Consider the following 2,660-nt stretch of genomic DNA (forward strand, 5'->3'; position numbering starts at 1 on the left):
CGGCGCGGGTGGCCGGGTCGGTGAACCAGCGGTACACGACGTAGCGCCGGTCACCGGAGAAGTGGGTGAGATCGCCGGTCAGCAGGGCGGACATCCGGTTCTGGGCGAGCACCTCACCCAGGTCGGACAGCACCATGGCCGGGGTGTCACCGAGCAGGTCCAGCATGCGCAGCAGACCGGCGCGGGCCTGGCCGGCGATGCCCTCGGCGGGCGGGGGACGGTGCCCGGCCAGGTGGAACAGGTGGTCACGCTCGTCGTCGGAGAGGCGCAGGGCCCGGGCCAGCGCGCCGAGCAGCTGGGTCGAGGGCTGACTGCTGCGGCCCTGCTCCAGGCGTACCACGTAGTCGACCGACATGCCGGCCAGCATGGCCACCTCCTCGCGGCGCAGACCGGCGGTGCGCCGGCGCGGGCCCTCGGCGATGCCGACCTGGGCCGGCCGGACGGCCTCGCGGCGGCGGCGCAGGAAGTCGGCGAGCTGGTCACGATGCATGACCTCATGGTGCTCCGCGGCTGGCCCGGGTATCCAGGGAGCGGCTCTCCCACGATGAACGCTCCGCTCCCGCCCGGGCCGGGCCGGGTCCACGGTTGAACCATGATGCAGACACGAACCTTGGGCAGGACCGGGCCGGCCGTCTCCACGCTGGGCCTGGGCGCGATGGGCATGTCGGGCGCGTACGGCGCGACCGACCGCACGGAAGCGATCGCCACGGTGCACGCCGCGCTGGACGCGGGCGTGACCCTGATCGACACCGCCGACTTCTACGGCATGGGCCACAACGAACTGCTGCTCGGCGAGGCACTGCGCGGCCGCGACCGGGACAGCTACCAGCTGAGCGTCAAGTTCGGCATGCAGCGGGGGCCGGGCGCCTCCTTCGGCGGCCAGGACAGCCGCCCGGAGGCGGTGCGCAACTTCCTGGCCTACACGCTGACCCGGCTGGGCGTCGACCACATCGACATCTACCGTCCCGCCCGGCTGGACCCGGCGGTGCCGATCGAGGACACCGTCGGCGCGATCAAGGAGATGATCGACGCCGGCTACGTGCGGCACCTGGGCCTGTCGGAGGTCGGCGCAGAGACGATCCGCCGGGCGCAGGCCGTGCACCCGGTGGCGGACCTGCAGATCGAGTACTCCCTGCTGTCCCGGGCGGTGGAGGCCGAGGTGCTGCCCACGCTGCGGGAACTGGGGATCGGGCTGACCGCGTACGGTGTGCTGGGCCGCGGCCTGATCTCCGGGCACTGGTCCGCCGGACCGCCCAGGCCGGGCGACAGCCGCGGCTTCAGCCCGCGGTTCGCCGGCGGCAACGTGGAACACAATCTCGCCCTGGTCGAAGCGCTGCGCCGGATCGCCGGGGCGAAGGGCTGCACGGTCGCGCAGCTGGCCATCGCCTGGGTGGCGGCGCAGGGACCGGACATCGTGCCGCTGGTCGGCGCGCGCACCCGGGAGCGGCTGGCCGAGGCGCTGCCCGCGGCCGAGCTGACCCTGACGGCGGACGACCTCGCCGAGATCGAGCAGGCAGTGCCGGCCGGAGCGGCCCGCGGCGACCGCTACCCGGCGGCTTTCATGGCTTCCCTCGGCGTGGGCAACTAGCGTCGTCCATGCTGTGAGGGTGGCGGCGAGGCGGGCAGCTCCGGGGCCTTTCTGGGTTTTCGTGTGGGCAGTCGTGTCGGTGTCGGCCCCACTGATCCTGTACCCGTTCTTCCATCGCGCCGAGGACGTCATCTCCAAGGGCCCGACGGTGTCGTGGTGGGTGCTCGTCCCTCTGCCACTGCTCGCCGCGGTCTCCGCCGCGCGCGCCGGAGGGCGGATGTGGTGTGCCGTCACCATCGGCACCGTCGTCGCGGGTGCATTTCTCGGCCTGTCCTGGGCGGTGTATCGATGGGGCATCCCGGTGCGGCAGACGGTCGGCGCGGAGGCCTTACTGGGTCTGCCTTTGGCCGCGATCGGCGCGGTGACCGGTTGCCGGCTGGGCCACTCGGGAGCTCGCGGTGGGCGGCGGCCCGGCCGGGTCGTCGCCGGCGCGCTGATCGCCGTGATCGGTGCGTTGCTGGCGCCCGTGACCGTGCAACGAGGTGCCGAGTTCAGTTTCGGCAGCTTTCCGGCCGGGCCGGGGGAGACCCGGGTCGATCGGCCGGTGCCGCTCACCCTGGCGGCACCCGGCCGGTACGCCCTCTACGCGGTCGGTTCCGCACCGACCGACCCCGATTGCCGGGTGACCGGCTCCGGCCGGCCCGATCGGGCGGTGGAGCTGCTCCCCGTCCAGCCCGGCACACCCGGGTTCGATGCCACCCCGGCGTATCGCTGGATCGGCGAATTCCGGGTGCCCGCGGCCGGCGACTACTCCCTGACCTGCCGGGCGAGCGTCGCCGCCGCGACCTACTCCGTCAACCAGACTCCCCGGATCCGCGGGGCGGCAGGGACGCTGGTGCACTGGCCACTGCCGATTCTGTGGCTGTTCGGGGCGCTCCCCGGACTACTCCTGATCGTGACCGGCTCACGGCGCGCGATCAGCTGATGAGGCTCACGCCCAGCGCGAGGACGGCCAGCCCCTGCAGGACGGCCCGGGGGACGATGATGCGGTCCCAGGCGCGTTGCCAGCTGCGGACGTCGGCCGGAGTCTCGTGGGCATCGGCGGCCGCGGTGAGCCGCCGGTTGATGGGCG

General features: G+C 73.3%; 3 protein-coding genes. 2 read left to right on the forward strand and 1 reads right to left on the reverse strand.

Going from position 1 to position 2,660, the window contains the following annotated elements:
- Window positions 1–490, reverse strand: a 490-nt coding sequence (locus AB0C29_RS42585) for a helix-turn-helix domain-containing protein (protein ID WP_360833235.1), incomplete at its 3' end; no start/stop codon positions are given.
- A 102-nt stretch (window positions 491–592) separates the two neighbouring features.
- Here AB0C29_RS42585 and AB0C29_RS42590 point away from each other — a divergent pair.
- Entirely contained in the window at window positions 593–1,588 is a 996-nt protein-coding gene (locus AB0C29_RS42590) for an aldo/keto reductase (protein WP_360833237.1), read from the forward strand.
- A 79-nt stretch (window positions 1,589–1,667) separates the two neighbouring features.
- Window positions 1,668–2,513, forward strand: a complete 846-nt coding sequence (locus tag AB0C29_RS42595; protein WP_360833239.1) for a hypothetical protein — start codon at window positions 1,668–1,670, stop codon at window positions 2,511–2,513.
- Window positions 2,514–2,660: the final 147 nt, after the last annotated feature.

Origin of the sequence: Actinoplanes sp. NPDC048791 (assembly GCF_040650095.1) — a bacterium.
GTDB lineage: Bacteria > Actinomycetota > Actinomycetes > Mycobacteriales > Micromonosporaceae > Actinoplanes.